Annotated in this window: 9 protein-coding genes; 4 read left to right on the forward strand and 5 right to left on the reverse strand. The window is 73.4% G+C overall.

Going from position 1 to position 18,109, the window contains the following annotated elements; genetic code table 11:
- Nucleotides 1-191 precede the first annotated feature (191 nt).
- Together WMF14_RS34600 and WMF14_RS34605 are read left to right on the forward strand one after the other, a co-directional pair.
- On the forward strand, nt 192-4,148 hold the full coding sequence (locus WMF14_RS34600; protein WP_437793149.1) for a serine/threonine-protein kinase: 3,957 nt from the start codon (nt 192-194) through the stop codon (nt 4,146-4,148).
- A 170-nt stretch (nt 4,149-4,318) separates the two neighbouring features.
- Nucleotides 4,319-5,914, forward strand: coding sequence for an SUMF1/EgtB/PvdO family nonheme iron enzyme (locus tag WMF14_RS34605; RefSeq protein WP_437793152.1), 1,596 nt, complete (start codon nt 4,319-4,321; stop codon nt 5,912-5,914).
- Nucleotides 5,915-6,053: 139 nt separating this feature from the next.
- Here the strand turns inward: WMF14_RS34605 and WMF14_RS34610 are convergent, their stop codons facing one another.
- Nucleotides 6,054-7,355 carry a hypothetical protein gene (locus WMF14_RS34610; protein WP_437793153.1) on the reverse strand — a complete coding sequence of 434 codons (1,302 nt, stop codon included), beginning with the start codon at nt 7,353-7,355 and terminating at the stop codon, nt 6,054-6,056.
- Between the two features lie 395 nt (nt 7,356-7,750).
- Between WMF14_RS34610 and WMF14_RS34615 the strand changes: the two genes are divergently transcribed.
- Nucleotides 7,751-8,974 carry a hydroxymethylglutaryl-CoA synthase family protein gene (locus tag WMF14_RS34615; RefSeq protein ID WP_437793155.1) on the forward strand — a complete coding sequence of 408 codons (1,224 nt, stop codon included), beginning with the start codon at nt 7,751-7,753 and terminating at the stop codon, nt 8,972-8,974.
- Nucleotides 8,975-8,995: 21 nt separating this feature from the next.
- On the opposite strand, the gene WMF14_RS34620 is transcribed toward WMF14_RS34615, so the two are convergent.
- Nucleotides 8,996-9,514 (reverse strand): hypothetical protein, encoded by a 519-nt coding sequence (locus WMF14_RS34620; RefSeq protein WP_437793156.1) that lies wholly within the window; start codon nt 9,512-9,514, stop codon nt 8,996-8,998.
- A 493-nt stretch (nt 9,515-10,007) separates the two neighbouring features.
- Here WMF14_RS34620 and WMF14_RS34625 point away from each other — a divergent pair, with 493 nt between their 5' ends.
- Nucleotides 10,008-13,628: a DNRLRE domain-containing protein gene (locus WMF14_RS34625; protein ID WP_437804351.1), complete on the forward strand. Its 3,621-nt coding sequence runs from the start codon at nt 10,008-10,010 to the stop codon at nt 13,626-13,628.
- A gap of 66 nt (nt 13,629-13,694) precedes the next feature.
- Here the strand turns inward: WMF14_RS34625 and preA are convergent, their stop codons facing one another.
- From preA to hydA, 3 genes are read right to left on the reverse strand one after another with little or no spacing between them, the layout of a single operon-like run.
- A complete protein-coding gene (gene preA, locus WMF14_RS34630) occupies nt 13,695-15,083 on the reverse strand; it encodes an NAD-dependent dihydropyrimidine dehydrogenase subunit PreA (protein WP_272095318.1) in 1,389 nt (462 codons plus the stop codon).
- 3 nt (nt 15,084-15,086) lie between these two features.
- Complete coding sequence (locus WMF14_RS34635; protein ID WP_437793158.1) at nt 15,087-16,511, reverse strand: FAD-dependent oxidoreductase; 1,425 nt, start codon at nt 16,509-16,511, stop codon at nt 15,087-15,089.
- A 36-nt stretch (nt 16,512-16,547) separates the two neighbouring features.
- Nucleotides 16,548-17,951, reverse strand: coding sequence for a dihydropyrimidinase (gene hydA / locus WMF14_RS34640; protein WP_437793159.1), 1,404 nt, complete (start codon nt 17,949-17,951; stop codon nt 16,548-16,550).
- Nucleotides 17,952-18,109 lie beyond the last annotated feature (158 nt).

An 18,109-nucleotide genomic window follows, 5' to 3' on the forward strand; every position in this document is an offset into this window, starting at 1 on the left:
CCCCACGACCGCGCCGCGCGCCGCGCCCCGTCCGACGCACGGCCGCCGCCGGTTTCCCCGACCGGGTTTTTCCTTAAGACGTACGCCCGCTTGGCCGCGGCGCACCCGCTCCAATGAGCACTGGACGCAGCGCTCACCCCGCTGGCAGGCTGCGCGCCGGCGAGGCTCCTCGTCCGGGTCCTCGGTGAGCGATGCAGGCAGGTGACATCATCGACGGCCGGTTCTGCATCGAGCACCTCGCGGCCTCGGGCGGGATGGGGGCCATCTACCGGGCCCGCGATCAGGAGACCGGCGAGGCGGTCGCGATCAAGCTCCTGACCACCGAGAGCGCGCAGCACCTCGTCCGCTTCGCGCGCGAGGCCCACGTGCTCGCAGCGGCCCGCGTGCCCGGCGTCGTGCGCTACGTCGCGCACGGCGCCACAGCGTGGGGACAGCCGTTCCTCGCCATGCAGTGGCTCGACGGCGAGACGCTCTCCGACCGGCTCACCCGCCAGGGCCTCACCCTCGAGGAGACCCTCGATCTCGGCCTCCACGTCGCGAGGACGCTCGGCGCCGTCCACAGGCTCGGCCTCGTCCACCGCGACCTGAAGCCGAGCAACCTGCTGCTCGAAGACGGCTCGCTCGAGCGCGTGCACCTCATCGACTTCGGCCTCGCCCGCGCCGTCGCCGACGAGCCGCTCACGGCCGCCGGCCTCGTCCTGGGCACGCCCGGGTACATGGCCCCCGAGCAGGCGCGCGGCGAGCTCAGCGTCGACACCCGCGCCGACGTGTTCGCCCTCGGCTGCATCCTCTACCGCTGCCTCACCGGCCGCGCCGCCTTCCAGGGCAACGCCGGGCTCGCCGTGCTGATGAAGGTCCTCCTCGAGGAGCCGCCCCGCGCGCGCGACCTCCGGCCCGGCACCCCCGCCGCGCTCGACGACCTCGTCGCCCGCATGCTGGCGAAATCCCCGCTGGACCGGCCGGCCGACGGCGGCGCCGTGGCGGCCGAGCTCGCCACGATCGGCGCGCCCGAGAGCAGCGTCGGCGGGCCCCGCTCCTTCCCGCCGCGCGCCGTGGAGCTCACGACCGGCGAGCGGCGCGTGACCTGCCTCGTGGTCACCCGCGAGCGCGTTATCAACCCAAGCAGCGCGGCGGAGCCGCGCTGGGGCAACCCAAGCAGCGCGGCGGAGCCGCGCTGGGGCAACGCAAGCAGCGCGTCGGAGCCGCGCCGGGACGACGCAGGCGCCGCGTCGGAGCCGCGCCAGGCGGAGCTCTGGCAGCTGCATGACGTGGCCGAGCAGTACCGCGGCGAGCTCGAGCTCCTCGAGGGCCGCTCGCCGCTCATCGTGCTGTCCGGCGCGGGCGCGCCGACCGACCTCGCGGCGCGGGCCGCCCGGTGCGCGCTCGCGCTGCAGGAGCTGCTCGGCGGCGCGCCCGTCGCGCTCGCCACCGGCCGGGCGGAGCTCTCGGCGCGCGTGCCCGTCGGCGAGCTCATCGACCGCGCCTTCCAGATGCTCGCGGCCCACGACGACGGCTCGCTCCCCGCGGGCGTCCGCATCGACGAGGTGACCGCGGGCCTCATCGGCATGCGGTTCGACGTCACCGAGGACGCCGCGGGCCGCGTCCTGCACGGGGCGCGCGACGAGCGGACCGCGCAGCTGCTCGGCAAGCCGACCACCTACGTTGGCCGCGAGCGCGAGCTCGCCATGCTCGTGGCCGAGGTCGATCGCTGCATCGACGAGGGCGCCGCGGGCGCGGTGCTCGTGACGGCCGAGGCCGGGATGGGCAAGTCGCGCCTGCGCAAGGAGCTCATCCGCAAGCTCCGCGAGCGGGGAGACAGGTTCGAGGTCTGGATCGGCCAGGGCGACCCCATGGGCGCCGGCGCCGCCTTCGGCCTGCTCGCGAGCGCGCTCCGGGACGCGCTCGGCGTCGCGGACGGCGAGCCCCTGGAGGCGCGGCAGCGCAAGATCCGGAGCCGCGTGGAGCAGCACGGGGGCACCGACGCGCCGCGGGTCGCGGCCTTCCTCGGCGAGCTGGTCGGCGCGCCGTTCCCCGACGAGCACGACGTGCAGCTCCGGCTCGCGCGGCGCGACGCCGTGCTGATGGGCGACCAGCTCCGCCTCGCCTGGGAGGACTTCCTCCGGGCGGCGTGCCGCGCGGGGCCCGTGCTCCTCGTGCTCGAGGACCTCCAGTGGGGCGACCTCCCCACCGTCACGATGGTCGACGAGGCGCTGCGCCAGCTCAAGGACATGCCGCTGCTCGTGCTGGCGCTGGGGCGGCCCGACGTGCGCCGGCTCTTCCCGAAGCTGTGGGAGGGCCGGCTGGCCCACGAGCTCCACCTCACGCCGCTCCCGCGCCGCGCGAGCGAGCGGCTCGTGCGCGAGGCGCTGGGAGCGCACGCGCGGCACGATCTCGTGGGGCGGCTCGTCGAGCGCGCGGACGGCAACGCGTTCTTCCTCGAGGAGCAGATCCGCGCGGCCGCCGAGGGCAAGAGCGAGGGCCAGCCCGAGACGGTGGTGGCCATGGTGCAGGCGCGGCTGGAGACGCTCGACGCCGAGGCGCGGCGGCTCCTCAGGGCGGCGAGCATCTTCGGCGAGACGTTCAGGTCGAGCGCGGTCGCGGCGCTCCTCGGGAGCGCGGACATCGCGCAGGTCCTCGCGGAGCTGCTCCGGCGCGAGGTGATCGTGCGGCGGGGCGAGGGGCGGCCGCGGGACGACGCGGAGTACTGCTTCCGCCACGCGCTCGTCCGCGAGGCCGCCTACGGCATGCTGACGGCGCGCGACCTCCGCATCGGCCACGCGCTCGCGGGCAGCTTCCTCGAGGCGGCCGGCGAGGGCGATCCGAGGGCCCTCGCCGAGCACTTCGAGCGCGGCGAGGAGCCCGAGAAGGCCGCCGAGTGGTACCTGCGCGCGGCCGACAACGCCCTGCGCGGCAACGACCTCGCCGAGGCGATCGCCTGCTCCGAGCGCGGCATCGCCTGCAGGCCGGATCCGGCCGCTGTGGGCGCGCTCCGGCTCGTCGAGGCCGAGGCGCTGCTCTGGCGCGGCGAGCCGGCCCTCGCGGAGCAGCGCGGGATCGAGGCGACGCGGCACCTCGTGCCGGGCTCCGTGGCGTGGTTCTCGGCGTTCACGCAGCTCGCGGGGGCGGGGCACAAGCAGGGCCACTACGAGCGCGTCGAGCGCTGGATGATGGTCGTCCTCGGCACGGAGCCGCTCGACGGCGCGCGCATCGCGAGGAACGCCTGCCTGCTCGAGGGGGCGATCGTGCTCCTGCTCGGCGGCCGCTACGCGTGCGTCGACGCGCTGATCGACGCGGTCGAGCGGGCGACGGAGGACGCGTCGGCCGCGGATCTCATGATCGAGGCGAAGCTCCTCTACCTGCACGGCCTCCTCCGGCAGCACAACGGCGATCCGAGCGCCTGCATCGCGAGCATGAGCGCGGCGCTCGCCGCGTTCGAGGACATCGGCGATCGCCGCGAGGCGTGCCGGGCGCGGCTCAACATGGGCCTCTGCTACGTCCAGTTCGGGTACTTCGAGGCGGCGGCGGGGGTGCTGCGCGCCGGGCTCGAGGAGGCGGAGCGGATGGCGCTCGACGACCGGGTCCCGAACGCGCTGCAGAACCTCGGCCTCGCGCTGGCCCACGCGGGCGAGGTCGACGCGGCGAGGACGGCCCTGCGGAGCTCGATCGAGGCGCTCACGCGCCGCGGCGACCGGCGGCGGGAGTGCGAGAGCCGGCTCCAGCTCGCGCGCGTCCTGCTCCTCGCGGGCGAGCCCGCGCTCGCCGAGGCGGAGGCGCAGGCGGCCGAGGCGCTCGCGCGGGGGGTGCCGGAGCGGCTCCCCGCGGCCATCGCGGCGCGCGCGCGCGCGCTGCTCGATCTCGGGCGCGCCGGCGAGGCGCTCGCCGCCACGACGGAGGCCCTGTCCCTGCTCGAGTCGGGCCGCCGTGACGAGGAGGGCCCGCTGGTGCGCCTTGTCCACGCCGAGGCGCTGGCCGCGACGGGCCAGATGGCCGAGGCCAAGGGCGCCATCGCCCTGGCCCGCAACGGGCTGCTCGTGCGGGCCGGGAGGATCGGCGATCCTGTCTGGCGCGAGCGCTTCTTGCGCGATGTCCCCAACAACGCGCGGATCCTGGCGCTCGCGCAGGGCTGGCTCGACGGACAGCCGCCCTGAAGCGCGAGCCGCCCTGGGGCGAGAGGCCATCACGGCGTCCTGGGGAGCCCGTATGGCGGTGATTCCGGCCGTCTGGCGGGAGCATCTTTTTGTCGCCCGGGACAGGCGACGTCGCAAGTAAGCTGATCCTCTACCTCTGACCTCGTGTTCGAACACAGGAAGGCAGCTCCATGCGCAGATCGTCCGTCGCTCTGATTCCCCTCGTGGCCCTCGCCGTGTCTGTCTCGTGCAGCAGCGAAGACAGATACCGGCCTCCCACGACGGGGGACTTGCCCTCGAGCGGCGTCACGACCAGCGGCGGACAGGGCGGCGGCACCGGCGGACAGGGCGGCGCCGGCGGACAGGGCGGCGGCACCGGCGGACAGGGCGGCGCCGGCGGGCAGGGCGGCGGCACCGGCGGGCAGGGCGGCGCCGGCGGGCAGGGCGGCGGCGACATGCCGAGCTGTTCCAACGGCGCGAAGGACAGCAACGAGACGGACATCGACTGCGGCGGCGCCTGCGCGACGCCGTGCCGGGTCGATCAAGCGTGCGCGGAGGCCGCGGACTGCTTCTCGGGGCGGTGCGAGGAGAGCGGGGGCAGCGGCGGCGCCGGGCGCGCGTGCGTGGCGGCGCAGTGCGACAACGGCGTGAAGGACGGCGACGAGACGGACACCGACTGCGGCGGCGGCGCCAGGCCGCGCGGCGGCAACCCGGCGTGCCCCCCATGCAAGACCAGCAAGGGCTGCGCGGCGGGCTCGGATTGCGAGTCGTCGAGCTGCGTGAACGGCCAGTGTCTGGAGCCGACCTGCAGCGACCGCGTGAAGAATGGCCAGGAGACCGACGTCGATTGCGGCGGGATCTGCCCCAGCTGCCCGCCTGGCGACGCGTGCTCCAAGTCGACCGACTGTATCGAGCTCGTCTGCCACGAGCAGGTCTGCCAGGACGCGACCTGCAGCGACGGCGTGAAGAACGGCAAGGAGACCGACATCGACTGCGGCGGGACGGAGGGGTGCAACACCCGGTGCCCTGCGGGGCAGCGTTGCAACGCCAACACCGATTGCGCGACGTCGATCTGCAACACCACGAACCACGTCTGCGCGTGCCCGGCGTGGATGGTGATCTCGCCCGTGAGCGGCGGCGGGAGCTACTGCATCGATCAATACGAGGTGACGAAGCAGGAGTACGATGTCTTCCTCATGGCGAACCCGGTGCTCGCCGGCATGCCGGCGGAGTGCGCGGGGAACATCTACCGTCCCTCGAGCGGGTGGCCCTACACGGAGGGGCGAGTGCCCGTCACCTACGTCGATTGGTGCGATGCCTACGCGTACTGCTCCTACATGGGCAAGCACCTCTGCGGCAGGATCGGCGGAGGCGCGAACTCGCCTGCCGACTTCGCGACCCCGACGCGGAGCGAGTGGTTCAACGCGTGCTCCGGCCAGGGCGTGAACGAATACCCGTACAGCGATCTCTACAGTGAGGCGACCTGCAAGGTGGAAGACCCGACCGGCGAGCTCGCCAAGAAGCCCGTGCCCCCCAACCCCATCCCGCCGATCTCGCCCTGCGAAGGCGGGATCACGGGCCTCTTTCACATGAGCGGCAACGTGGCGGAGTGGGAGAACTCGTGCGACGCGCAGGGCAATTGCCTCGTCCGCGGCGGCTCGCGGGCCTCGCAGCAGGACGCGGATGACATCGCGCGCGACGCGCTCAAGGCGGCCAGGTGCGATGCGCTCCTGGACCAGGATCGCCTCACCCCGTCTGCGGACATCGGCTTCCGCTGCTGTCTCTGAGCGCCCGCGCCGGATACGCGCCAGGCGGCCGCCCGGCCGCCGCGCTCGCGGCGGGGCGCAGAGGGCGCTCGACGCGCCCCGCGCCGGCCGCCAGCGGGCGGCGGCCGCGCTCATCGGCGCCGCCGCCCGGCCGACGAGCTCACTGCGCCGGTTCGGGATCGCAGCCGTAGAGGACGTCGACAGCGGCCATGGCGTCGTCCTGGACCAGCCGGCACGCGTCGGGACAGAGCGTGATCATGTCGTTCGCGATGTAGAAGGAGCCCGGGGTGCACGCCGCCGCGCTCGCCACCTGGTCGAACGATTGCGGATCGCTGCCGTCGCCGGGCGTGTACTGGACCACCACGGTCGAGAGATCGATGACCTCCCCCGGCGGCGAGTCCGGCACCTCGAACTCGCACGCGACCACCGCGCCCGTGATGACGCCCTCCGCGATCGCCTGGAACACCACGTCATAAGAGCTCGTCTGGCAGAGCGGGAACCTGAGGCCGCCCGTCCTCTTGCTGAGCGTCTGGTATCCCGTGCCCGGCGCAACGGCGGTGCCGCACATCTCCTCGACCACGTCCGCGTCGGGCGCGTAAGCGTCCGTGGCGACCGTGTTCTCGTGGAGCCCGACGATGCTGTGAAAGACGTAGTTGGGCGCGAGCGCGTCGCCGAAGACCGCCGGGTCCAGGCCGAACAGCATCTCTTCGAAGTCCGTGGCGACGTCCTCCCAGTCCTGCCGCGTGTCGTCGATATAGATGTTGCGCGGCAGGTGCGTCGACTGGCAGCCCACGTGGTCGTCGGTGATCACGGTGATCACCTTGAGCGAGTCCTCGCGCACCCATTCCGACCACCCGGCCGGCGCCACGCCGAACTCGTCGGGCAGGCCGCCGTTGTAGCTCCCGAGGAGCACGCAGAGCGCGTCGTTGCTCCTGATCTCGTGGCTGTAATGGTAGAAGACGGGCGGGTTGTTCCCCGGCGCCTCGGGGACCGGGGAGCAGCTCGCGCTGCTGAGCGGGGCGCCGACGCAGATCGAGTCGTCTGCCTCCGCAGCGCCGTGCGCGGAGATCATGATGACGCGGTAATCGATGCCGCTCTCGCCGATGATCGAGGCGAAGCTCTCATTGATGTTGTTCTGTACGCTGATGATCTCGTTCGCCATGCTGGGCGAGTTGTCGATGACGAACACGATGTCGACCGGCCGCTTCGTGAGCGTGGCGTGGGCGACCGTGGCGACACAGGCGGTGTCGGGCGTCACGGGGCCGCTGCCGCCCGTGTTGGAGCCGCTGGAGCCGTTTCCGATCATCCCCCCGTCTTCACCGCCCGCGCCGCCCACGCCCCCGCCCGCGCCGCCCTCGCCGCCCCCACCCACGCCGTCGCCTCCACCGACGCTCGCTCCAGCCGTCGCGCTCGCCTCGCCCTCCGCCCCGGAGCTGCAGGAGCACCCTGTGGCGCCGGTCATCACCAGGACACCCAACCCAACAAGCGGAACCAACATGGTAGACCGGGAGAGCTTCACATGAACCTCGACCGCTAGGGCGCATGAACGCGCCATTACAGATTGCACAACTGCAACGAGATGTGGTGACGATTTTGACCCGACCGCGATTTTTCTCGGGGGCTGTTCCATGACATGTGTCATGGAAGGGCCTTTGTCATTCCACGTGGTGCGCACGGCGAGGCGCGTGGAGGGAGGCGCGGGCAGGCCGGCGGTGACCGGCGCCGGCCACCGGTCACCGGCCGCGAAGCGCGGGCGCCAGCTGGAACGCGGCGCCGCGGCGCGTCGGGCGCCTCGGCTCCTCCGACGCTCCGCGTGGGCTGGATGGTCTCTGCACAATGCGCCCCTAGGATGCAGGTATGAGCCTACGTCATGACTTTCCTCGCATCGGCATCGATGCGATCGCCCTCGCCGTCCCCCGCCGCTTCGTCGAGCTCACCGAGCTCGCCGAGGCGCGAGGGATCGCGCCATCCAAGTACCTGACCGGCCTGGGGACCCGCCGGATGGCGATCGCCGCGCCCGACGAGGATCCGATCACCCTCGGGGCCAACGCGGCCCGCCGGCTGTTCCAGCGGTCGGGCGCGAGCCCTGCGGACATCGGGCTCTGCGTCGTGGGCACCGAGACCGCCGTGGACCACGCGAAGCCGGCGGCCTCCTTCCTCCACGGCCTGCTCGGGCTGCCGAGCGCGTGCCGGGTCTTCGAGGCCAAGCACGCCTGCTTCGGGGGCACCGCGGGCCTCCTCAACGCGGTGGACTGGATCGCCTCGGGCTCGGCCCGCGGCCGCGCCGCGCTCGTCGTGTGCTCGGACGTGGCGCGCTACGCGCTCGGCTCCGCGGGCGAGCCCACCCAGGGCGCCGGCGCCGTGGCGCTGCTCGTGCGCGAGCGCCCGCGCCTCGTCGAGATCGAGGTCGGCCAGACCGGCACGTACGCGCGCGACGTCTACGATTTCTGGCGGCCGCTCCACCACAAGGAGGCGCTCGTCGACGGTCACTACTCGGTGCAGTGCTACCTCGACGCCCTCGCCGGGGCCTACGGCGACTGGCGCCGCGTGGCGGGCGACGGCGATCCCCTCGCGCGCACCTGCTACCACGTCCCCTACGGCAAGATGGCCCGCAAGGCGCACCGCCACCGGCTGGCGATGGACGGCCTGACCGAGCAGGCCGCCGACGAGAGCTTCGCCGTCGAGGTGGAGCCGTCGCTCGATCTGCCGTCGCGCATCGGCAACATCTACACGGGCTCGCTCTACCTGGCGCTCGCGTCCCTGCTCAACGCGGAGGCCCGCGCGCTCGAGGGGCAGCGCGTCGGGCTGTTCAGCTACGGCTCGGGCTGCTGCGCCGAGTTCTTCGCGGGCAGGATCGGGCCGGAGGCCGGGGCGGTCGCGGCCGCCCTCGAGATCGACGCCCCGCTCGACGGGTGCCACCGCGCCTCCGTCGCGGAGTACGAGGCGCTGCGCAAAGGCGACGAGGCCGCCGACCGCCGGCCGGCGCCCGAGGGCGCCGAGCGCGCGGCCGCGAGCCTCGACAGCCGGGTGGTGTACCTGGGGCTCGACTCGAGCGAGCGGCGCGTCTACGCCAACGAGTGAGCGCCGGAGCGGGCGGCTCGCTCAGCCGGAGCCGGACGAGAGGGACGTGAGGTCCGAGAGCTTCACGGTGAAGAGCTCCGCCCCGCCGGCCGCTGCGACGACGACCCGCAGCGTGCCGGAGGGGGCCGGTCGCTTCAGGCGCGCGGCGACCGCGCGCGTGACCGGCGCGAGCGGCGCGATGATCTCGGCCATCGCCGAGCGCGCCATCACGCCGACCAGCATCGGCGCGCGCTCGCCGGCGGCCAGGGCGGAGCGGAGCACGCGCTCGGGTTCGAGCGCCGGGTCGCGCTGCTGCAGGCCGATCGCGATGAGGTAGCCCGTCGGTTCTCGCAACGAGAGGAGATAACCCGTCAGCGGCGAGGAGGCGCTGCTGCGGGCCGGAAGGCGCTGCAGCAGGCGCGCGAGCTCCGGGCGGTGATCGGCGAGCAGCTCGGCCCGCTCCTCGTGATCGGACATGCCCGCCCGCCCTTGCTTCGCGTAGGCGTTCGGCGTGAGACCGCGATTCCGCGGGGTGATCGTCGCTGCGTCTTTCGGGACCATGTTCCTCCAGCGAGGGCTCCTGCCCTCCGTGTTGTTTGTTCCGGTCACCACGCCGCGGGTGTCACGAAATCGGACGCGACCTCGCATCGCTCGCAAACACCGGCCGCACGGCGCTGCACCGGGGCGCTTCGAGCCCGCTCCGGCGCGCGCGCGCCCGTTCGCGCCCCGGCGGACGACCGCCCGGCGCGCACGGCCGGCGGAGAGGGCACATCCTCGTGCGGCCGATGGCCGGCCAGGGGCCGGGAGCGGGCCGCGGAGGCGCCCTGGACCCCGCCTCGATCGGCAGAGAGCGCGCGGCGACGGCTGCGCCCGTCGTCCATCGCGAGGGCGCGGCCCCCGCCCGCGGCGAGGGCGCGGACCTTGCGATGAGGCGCCGCGAGCTCGCTGCCCTCCGGCGTGGAGCGCTCCGGCGCCCGGTGCGCCTGCGCGGAGGAGCGCCAGCCAGATGGAGAGCCAGCCTATGCGAGATCGAATGGGGAGGATGGGACAGGTGATGGCCGCAGCCGCCATGGTGGGGGGCTGCGCCTCCACCGAGGCGCCGCGGGACCCCGCGCCGTCGGTGGACGGCGCGGCGGCGGCGCCCGCGGCGCCCGACACGGCGGTGGCCCCCGCGCGCCTGCGGGCGGCGTACATCGCGGCCGTGCAGGCGTCGGCGCCCGAGAGCTACCGGGTGATCGAGGTGTCCCCGGGCGGGAACGAGGCGAGCCTGCGCGCACCGAACCCGGCGCACCGGCTCGCGGCCGATTTCAGCGCGTCGGGCGTGCGGATCGCGCCGGAGGAGGGCGAGGCGCGGTGGAGCTTCTCGATGGCCGCCGCCCGGTACGGATGCGCGGGCGATCTGCGCGAGGTCGCGCGCGCGTCCCCGAGCGCCACGAAGAACCGCGTGGAGCTCCGCCGGCAGGGCGGGGCGCCGGGCGAGGAGCTCGTGGAGTGGTACGTGAACGGGCCGCTCGGGCTGGAGCAGGGCTTCACGGTGCCCGGGGCGCCTCCCTGCCTCGCCCCCGGGGACCAGGACCTCGTGATCGAGCTCGCCCTGGGCGGCGATCTCCGCGCGACGCCGCTCGCCGGCGGCGACGGGGTCGCGCTGCGCGAGGCGTCCGGCGCGGTGGCGATGCGGTACACGGATCTCCACGCCACCGACGCCGCGGGGCGGACGCTGCCTGCGTGGATGGAGCTCGGCGTCGACGAGCGCACGCTGTCGCTGCGCGTGGACACCGCCGGCGCCGCGTACCCGGTGACGGTGGATCCGCTCGCCGCCTCGGAGCGGACGGCGCTCATCGCGGTCGACGGCTCGACCTCGATCCACCTGAACGGCGACGCGATCGCCATGTCGGGCGACACAGCGATCGTCGGGGCGCCCGGGAGCGCGGCGTACGTGTTCGTGAAGAGCGGCGGCGCCTGGACGCAACAGGCCAGGCTCGTCCCGGGCGACGGGCCCGCAGGCGACGGCTTCGGCACCTCGGTCGCGATCTCGGCGGACACGGCCGTGGTCGGGGCGCCCTGGGGGACCGGGGGCGCGGGCGCCGCCTACGTGTTCGTGCGGAGCGGGGGCGTGTGGTCCGAGCAGGCCAAGCTCGTCGCGAGCGGCGGCGCCTCGAACCCCGCGGGCGGGGCGGTCGCGGTCGACGGGGACCGGGCCGTCCTCTCCGCCGAGACGTCGGTCTACGTGTTCGCCCGCAGCGGCGGCGCCTGGAGCGAGGAGGTCGAGCTCGTCGCCCCGGCCGGCGCCAACGCCTGGAGCACGCCGCCCGTCGCGATCGAGGGCGGCACGGTGGTCGTGGGCTCGCCGGGGGACTCGTGGTGGTGGGAGGGCGACGGCGCGGGCGCCGCGTTCGTCTTCGAGGCGAGCGACTGGGGCGACGCGCGCAGGCTCGCGGCGCACCCGCCGGATACGTTCGATCGCTTCGGCAGCTCGGTCGCGATCTCGGGCGGGCGCATCGTCGTGGGCGCGCCGGGCGCCGACAGCCCGCCGATGCCGTGGTACCGCCTCGGGCGGGGCATGGCCTACGTGTTCGACCGCGGTGCGAGCGGCTGGAACCAGGAGGCCCGGTTGATCGCGAACGACGGCAGGACCGGGGACGGCCTGGGAGGCGCCGTCGCTGTCTCCGGCAACGCGGCGATCGCCGGCGCGATCCTGGCCGATCGCTTCGATCAACCGGACGCGGGCGCGGCGTACGTGTTCGTGCCGACGGGCGGCGAGTGGGTCGAGGGCCCGCAGGCCAAGCTCGCCGGCAGCGGACCGACAGGCAGCGCGTTCGGCAAGACCGTCGCGATGTCGGGGAGCTCGGTCATCGTGGGCTCTCCCGCGTACGCGTTCGAGCTCGCCCAGGACAGCGACGCCGACGGCGTGATCGACGCGGACGACAACTGCCCTGCCGCCGCGAATCCGTCGCAGGTGGACAGCGACGCCGACGGTCACGGCGACCCGTGCGACCCGCGGTGCGTGACCTTCCGGCGCGGCCTAGGCGGCGACGTGGCCGACGCGACGCTCTGGCAGGTCTCGCCCACGTGGAACGACGCCGTGAGCACCACGCTCTCGACGGGCACCGGCACGGGCGGCGTCCGGCGGAGCCTCCTCCGGTTCAACCTCGCCGGCGTCCCGGCGAGCGCGGAGATCGCCTCGGCGACGCTGTCGCTGTACCAGACGTACAAGATCGAGAGCAGCACCGTGCGCGTCCACCGGGCCACCGCCGCGTGGACGGAGTCGGGCGTCACGTGGGGCAACTTCGGCGGCGGCGGCCATTTCGATCCGGCGATCGAGGCCTCCTTCGTCACCGGCGGGCCAGGCGGCACCACCGGCTTCCGGAACGTCGACGTGACCGCGCTCGCGCAGGCCTGGGTGAGCGGCGAGCTCGCCAACCACGGCGTGCTGCTCGAGGAGGCCGCGGTGACCCGGAGCTCGCTGCGGAGCAGCGAGAGCGCGAGCACCACGGAGCGGCCGGCGCTCACGGTCTGCTACCACGACACCTGCGAGGACGGGATCCGCAACGGCGCCGAGTCCGGCGTGGACTGCGGGGGCCCGAGCTGCGCGCCGTGCGCCCCCGGCAGCGTCCTCTGGAGCAGGCTCTTCATCAACGGCTGGTACGAGTCGATGCGCGCGCGCGCCGTCGCGGTCGACGGCGCGGACAACGTGATCTTCGGCGGCTACGCCTATGGCCCGATCGACTTCGCCGAGAACGGCGCGCCGGCCTCCATGGAGCTGTGGAATACCCAGTTCCTCGCGAAGCTCGACCCCGCGGGGTACGGGGGGTGGAACACGCGCCCGCTCCACGGCAACACCGTCCTGAGCGTCGCCGCGTCGGGGGCCGGCGAGCTGCTCGTGGGCTCGAACACCGGGCTGCAGCGGTACAGCGCGTGGGGCGAGCTCCTCGCGGAGGTCGAGGGCCTCTACCAGGTCGAGGTCGCCCGGGCCGGCTCGGGCGCCGCGCTCGCCAGCGTCCTATGGGACGCGGTCGATCTCGGCACCGGCCCCCTCGGCGGCGCGCCGGGCAGCGAGCTCCTCGTCGCGAAGCTCGGCGCGGCGGGCACGCCGATCTGGACCAGGACCTTCGCGGCGGACCCGTACGACAGCGACCCCACGAGCGTCGCCGTCGACGGCGCGGGCAATGTCATCGTCCTCGGCAGCTTCTCCGGCGCCCTCGACCTCGGCGGCGGACCGCTGGCGAGCTCGCCCGCGGCTCAGGGCACGTACCTGGCGAAGTTCGATGCGGCCGGGAATCACGTCTTCAGCCGGGTCGTCTCCTGGGTGCCGGGCGACGGCGAGGTCGCCGCGACCCCGTCCGGGGATCTGGTCGTCGCCCTGGGAACGACCGTGACCAGGTTCACCGGCTCGGGCGCTCCGCTGTGGAGCGTCGATACGAGCGGCCTCGGCACGCTCTCCAGCTACTGGGACATCAGCTCTGTCGCCGTGGACAGCGCCGGCAATGTGTTCGTCAACCCCCGCGGCGCTGTCGCGAAGCTCTCGCCGTCGGGCGCAGTGCTGTGGTCGGTCGACCCGATCGGCGACGCGGAACACGGGCAGATCTTCGATCTGGCCGTGGACAGCGCCGGCAACGTGATCGGCGCGGGCACGTACGACCACGAGGACGCGATCGTCGTGAAGCTCGCTCCGTAGCCCGGGCAGCGCCCCGGCGCGGTCGCGGTCGTCGCGGGCTCCTGGCGCCTGGCCAGGAGCCCGGGATCACGAGCTCCGCGCGCGGGCGGTCGACTCCAGCCCGCCGGGCACGAAGTCCGTCCCCTTCTGGACACGGTCGTTCCACGTCTCGGGGGGCTTGCCTGAAGGCACCTCCCGCATCGTGATGCACCCCGGCACCGGGCACACCAGCGCGCACAGATTGCAGCCGATGCACTCCTCTTCGTCGACGAACGGGACCCGCGACGGCGCCGCCTCCCCGCTCGGATCCGCCGTCACCGCGCGATCCGGGAGGACCTTCGGGAGGTGGGTGTGGCCCGCCGCGCGCGCCTCCGCCTCCGTCCTCCCCGGCAGGTGGATGCACTGGTGCGCCCCGTCCATGCAGGCGACGTAACAGAGCTGGCACCCGATGCACTTGTCGGCGCTGATGTCCGCGACCACGCGGTACGACAGGTCGAGCTCGCCCCACTCCTGGACCTGCGGGATCGCCCTGCCGCGCAGCTCGTTCACCGAGCGCATCCCGTGATCGTCGAGCCAGTCGCTGAGCCCCTCGATCATCTCCTCGACGATGCGGTAGCCGTAGTGCATCACCGCGGTGCAGACCTGGACGCTCGTCGCGCCGAGCGCGATGAACTCGGCGGCGTCACGGGAGTTCGAGATGCCGCCGATGCCCGAGATGGGCAGCCGGCCGACGCCGGGGTGGCGCGCCAGCTGGCTCAGCAGGTGGAGCGCGATCGGCTTGACCGCGGGCCCGCAATAGCCGCCGTTCGTCGACGCGCCGCCGACCCGCGGGAGCGGGACCATCCGCTCCAGATCGACGCCCATGAGCGACTTGACCGTGTTGATCAGCGAGACGCCGTGCGCCCCGGAGCGGAGCACGGCCTCGCCCGGCTCCAGGATGTCGCCGACGTTGGGCGTGAGCTTCACGATGACCGGCGTCGTCGCGAACTCGACGGCCCAGCGCGCGATCTCCTGGAGGACCGCCGGCTCGTTGCCGACGGCCGAGCCCATCCCGCGCTCGCACATCCCGTGCGGGCAGCCGAAGTTCAGCTCGAGCCCGTCCGCGCCCGTGTCCTCGGCCTTTCGGATGATTTCGCGCCACTCGTCCTTCGTCTCGACCATTAGCGAGGCGATGAGCGCGTGGCTCGGGTAGCGCCGCTTGATCTCGCGCATCTCCTTGAGGTTCACGTCGAGCGGGCGATCGGTGATGAGCTCGACGTTGTTGAGCCCCATGAGCCGCGTGTTGCCGTAGTCGATGCCGCCGAACCGGCTCGACACGTTGACGATGGGGTTCCCGAGCGTCTTCCAGACCGCGCCGCCCCAGCCGGCGTCGAAGGCGCGCCGGACCTGATCTCCTGTGTTGGTCGGCGGCGCCGAGGCGAGCCAGAACGGGTTCGGGCTCTTGATCCCGGCGAAGTCGATAGAGAGGTCGGCCATCGCTCAGCTCCCTTGCGGTGAGGGCCCGGGCGCCGCGCCGCCCGCCCGCGTCGTCGTCATCATCGCTTCGTGCATCGCGCGCGCGGCGATCTTCGCCTCGGCGACCGCGTTGACGACCTCCTTGCCGCCGTTCACGCAGTCGCCGCCGCTGTAGACCCTCGGGTTGCCCGTGCGGTGCGTCGCCGGGTCGACCACAACGCGCCCCCTCGCGTCGAGCACCACCCCCTCGAACGCGAGCGCCACCTGCGTCGCCCGGCTCTGCCCGATCGCGACAACGACGAGGTCGGCGGGCAGGAGCTCCTCTTCGGCCGGCCCCGGCGCGGGGCCCCGCGCGCCATCGGCGGGCGCGTCGGCGGGCGCGTCGGCGGGCGCGATCCGCAGCGCGACGACCTTGCCGCCCTCGCGCACCACCTCGACCGGCACCCGGTTCTCGACGAGGCGCGCGCCGGCGACCCGCGCGCCCTCGAGCTCGTGCGCGTAGCCCGACATCTCGGCCTCGGAGCGGCGGTACACGACGGCCACGTCGACCCCGAGCAGCGCGAGCTCGTGGGCGACGTCGAGCGCCGTGTTGCCGCCGCCGATGACGACCGCGCGCCGCACGCCCGCGAGGTCGAGGCCCGGGTCGGCCTTGAGCCGCTCGATGAACGCGGTCGCGCCCACCACGCCGTCGCCGTCCTCCCCGCGGAGGGCGAGGCGCGCGTCGGCGCCCAGGCCGAGCCCCAGGAAGACCGCGTCGTGCTCCGCGAGCAGGTCGCGCGCGGAGACCTCCCCCGGCCCGGCCGCCTGCGCGACGACCGAGACGCCGGCGCGGAGCTCGACGTCCCCGAGCGACAGGACCCACTCGAGCTCGCGGAGCGCCTCGTGCCCCTTCATCTTGTACGGCGCGATCCCGAGCGTGTTCAGGCCGCCGGGGATCGCCTTCCGCTCGAAGATCACGGCGCGGTGCCCCTCGAGGGCGAGGTAGCCCGCCGCGGCGATCGACGCGGGCCCCGCGCCCACGAGCGCGACGCTCTTGCCGGTGGGCGGCTTCGCCCGGAAGATCCCCGGATCGCGCGCGAGGGCCGACTCGACCGCGTAGCGCTGGAGGCGGCCGATCGCGATCGGCTCGCGCCCCCACGCGTTGTAGACGCAGTCGCCCGCGCAGAGCACCTCGACGGGGCAGGCCTGCCCGCACGACTGGCCGAGCAGGTTGGCCGTGAGGATGGTGCGGGCCGCGCCCTTCACCTGGCCAGCCGCGATCTTCCGGATGAACGTCGGGATATCGATCGAGGTCGGGCACGCCTTGACGCAGGGCGCGTCGACGCAATAGAGGCACCGGTTCGCCTCGGCGATCGCCTCGGCGTCGGTGTAGCGCGGGCTCTTGTCCTCGAATCGCTCTTCGATCCGACCGGACGGGAGGGTTGAGAGGCGTATCGGGGCTCGGGTCATGCTGGCGCTCGCGCGGCTCCTCTCGGTGAGTGGTGACTAGAAGGCCCGGGCTCCCTGGGTCGGGCCGAGCCGGCGCGGGAGGTAGCGCCCGGCGCCCCGCTCCACGTCGAGCCGGCCGTCCACGCACTGGACCCGGCCGTTCACGATGACGTGCGTCGGCTTCCCCTTCACCTCGAAGCCCTCGAAGATGCTCCTGTCGCACCGGTGATGGTGCGTCTTCGCGGAGATCGTGCTCGTCCCCTTCGGATCGAAGACCACGAGATCGGCGTCGCCGCCCGGCACGATCGAGCCTTTGCGCGGGTACAGCCCGAAGATCTTGGCCGGCTGCGTGGAGAAGAGATCGACGAAGCGGTGGACGTCGATCCGCCCCGCGAGCACCCCGTAGGTCCAGAGGAGGGCGAGGCGGTTCTCGATGCCCGCGGCGCCGTTCGGGATCCGCGAGAAATCGTCCTTGCCCATGTCCTTCTGGCCGACCTGGTTGAAGGGACAGTGGTCGGTGGCCACCGTCTGGATGAGCCCCGACGAGAGCGCGGCCCACAGCGCGTCCTGGTGGCCCTTCGGCCGGATCGGCGGGCTCATCACGTAGGCCGCCCCCTCGAAGCCGGGCTTCTCGTACACCGAGTCGTCGAGCAGGAGGTACTGCGGGCACGTCTCGGCCATGACCACCTGGCCCCGGCTCCGCGCCTCGGTGACCGCGGCGAGCGCCTCCTTGCAGGTGAGGTGGACGATGTAGATCGGCTCGCCGATCATCCGGGCGAGCATGATCGCGCGCCCCGTGGCCTCGCCCTCGATCGGCGCGGGGCGGCTCTGCGCGTGGTACCGCGGGTGGGTCTTGCCCTCCTTCAGGAGCTTCTTCTGGAGCGCGACGACCGCATCGCCGTGCTCGGCGTGGACGGTCACGAGCGCGCCGAGGCCCTTGGCGGCCTCCATCACCTGGATGAGCTCCGGATCGTCGACGCCGATGGCCCCGCGGTAGGCCATGAAGGTCTTGAACGACGGGATGCCGTGCTCGCGCGTGCAGACGGCCATCTCCTCGAGGGTGTCGTCGCCGAACCAGGTGACGGCCATGTGGAAGGCGTAATCGGAGACCGCCTTCTTCGCCTTCTCGTTCCACATCGCGAGCCCGTCGAGCAGCGCCTGCCCTCGGGCCGGGATCACGAAATCGATGATCGAGGTCGTGCCCCCGGCGACGCCCGCCGCCGTGCCGGTCTCGAAATCATCGGAGCTCTCGGTCCCCATGAACGGCAGCTCCATGTGCACGTGGGCGTCGACCCCGCCGGGGAAGATGAGCTGCCCCGAGGCGTCGATCACGGTGTCCCCCGCGCGCTCCTTCGACAGCCCAGCGCCGACCGCGGCGATCTTCCCGTCCTCGCAGTAGACGTCGCCGACGAACCGGTCGCTCGCTGTGATGATCTCGCCGTTCTTGATCAGGATGCCCATGTTGCTCCTCCGCGGGTGAGCGCCGGGCGGCGGGTCCCCTCCGGGGGGCGGCGCCGCCATGGCGAGGGAAACACCGGGGGAGAGAGCCGTCCGCGACCAGCGCCCCGGCGCTGCTGGTGTCTTCGCGGTGGACTTCGCATCGCTCGTCGCGCTCGTTG

Origin of the sequence: Sorangium sp. So ce693, from assembly GCF_051521375.1 — a bacterium.
Lineage (GTDB): Bacteria > Myxococcota_A > Polyangia > Polyangiales > Polyangiaceae > Sorangium > Sorangium atrum.

What these genes read in the sequence shown, in the direction of transcription:
- WMF14_RS34635 (WP_437793158.1), bottom strand. Translation starts at nt 16,511, where the DNA reads ATGACCCGAGCCCCGATACGCCTCTCAACCCTCCCGTCCGGTCGGATC.
- WMF14_RS34620 (WP_437793156.1), bottom strand. Translation starts at nt 9,514, where the DNA reads ATGGTCCCGAAAGACGCAGCGACGATCACCCCGCGGAATCGCGGTCTC.
- WMF14_RS34615 (WP_437793155.1), top strand. Translation starts at nt 7,751, where the DNA reads ATGAGCCTACGTCATGACTTTCCTCGCATCGGCATCGATGCGATCGCC.
- preA (WP_272095318.1), bottom strand. Translation starts at nt 15,083, where the DNA reads ATGGCCGACCTCTCTATCGACTTCGCCGGGATCAAGAGCCCGAACCCG.
- WMF14_RS34625 (WP_437804351.1), top strand. Translation starts at nt 10,008, where the DNA reads ATGGCCGCAGCCGCCATGGTGGGGGGCTGCGCCTCCACCGAGGCGCCG.
- WMF14_RS34605 (WP_437793152.1), top strand. Translation starts at nt 4,319, where the DNA reads ATGCGCAGATCGTCCGTCGCTCTGATTCCCCTCGTGGCCCTCGCCGTG.
- WMF14_RS34610 (WP_437793153.1), bottom strand. Translation starts at nt 7,355, where the DNA reads ATGACCGGCGCCACAGGGTGCTCCTGCAGCTCCGGGGCGGAGGGCGAG.
- WMF14_RS34600 (WP_437793149.1), top strand. Translation starts at nt 192, where the DNA reads ATGCAGGCAGGTGACATCATCGACGGCCGGTTCTGCATCGAGCACCTC.
- hydA (WP_437793159.1), bottom strand. Translation starts at nt 17,951, where the DNA reads ATGGGCATCCTGATCAAGAACGGCGAGATCATCACAGCGAGCGACCGG.